The organism is Alicyclobacillus sp. CIJ1 (assembly GCF_057538885.1).
Genome location: NZ_BAAJPH010000057.1, coordinates 1 through 988, shown reverse-complemented (window position 1 = coordinate 988; position 988 = coordinate 1). Strand labels below are relative to the sequence as shown.

The window sequence follows — 988 nt, the reverse complement described above, 5'->3', positions numbered from 1 at the left end:
CAAGGACGTACATGCGCATCTACCACGCGCTCGGGTTCCTCGGCGCCGTGGTTCCCGAGGGCCACGTGCATCTGGGGCTCACGGCGACTCCCTATCGCACCGACAAGGCGGATCTCCGCAAGGTGTACGACGGCGTGGCCTATGCGATCGGGATCCACGACCTGATCGACATGGGCTTCCTGGTACCGCCGAAGAGCGTGAAACTCGAGATCGTCGAAGGCCTTGAGGACAAGGACGACGGCGACTGGTCGGACGCCGAGGTCGAGGGCGCGGTGGACACGCCGAGCGTCAACAAGCAGATCGTCGCGGCGTGGCAGGCGCAGGCCTCCGACAGGCTGACGATCGCGTTCTGCGCGAGCGTCGAGCACGCCTATCACCTGGCGGCGGAGTTCGAGAAGGCGGGAGTCCCTGTGGCTGTGGTGCATGGGTCCTTGCCCAAGGAAGAGCGCCGACAGACCCTTGACGCGTTCTCGAATGGAAATATTCGAGTCCTATGCAACTATGGAGTACTTACAGAAGGCTTTGACCGTCCAGAAGTGTCGTGCATCATCATGGCGCGGCCTACCTTGAGTCACAGTCTTTACGTCCAGTGCGTCGGGCGAGGCCTGCGGATTGCGCCGCACATCTTCAAGCAGGATTGCCTGGTGCTCGACGTGGCCGGGGTCACGGACTTGCATCGGCTGATGACGGTGGATCGGCTGCTCGCGGGCGAGGACAAGGGCGAAAGCGGCGAGAAGCGCGAGCGGGCCGGCGTCGAGCGCGGGCCGAGGGTCGCCAAGCGGCTTACGGCGAGCGCGTTTCGGTGGATGCGGGTTCGCGAGCGTGTGTGGCTCGCGCGGGACTTCTGCGGCAACTTTGTCCGAGTCGAGCAGACGCAGGTCGGCTGGTACGTGGCCTACGGGCGATTCAGTACAGAGGAGCCGGGCGCGAAGCCCGAGATGCACCGCGTGTACTTCGGGCCGGACTCGGAGATGGCCTGGGGCGCGGC

1 protein-coding gene is annotated in these 988 nt (G+C 65.1%); it reads left to right on the top strand.

Translation table 11 applies throughout. The features are described from left to right. Window positions 1–988, top strand: a 988-nt coding sequence (locus tag AC27E8_RS00490; RefSeq protein WP_487111313.1) for a DEAD/DEAH box helicase, incomplete at both ends; no start/stop codon positions are given.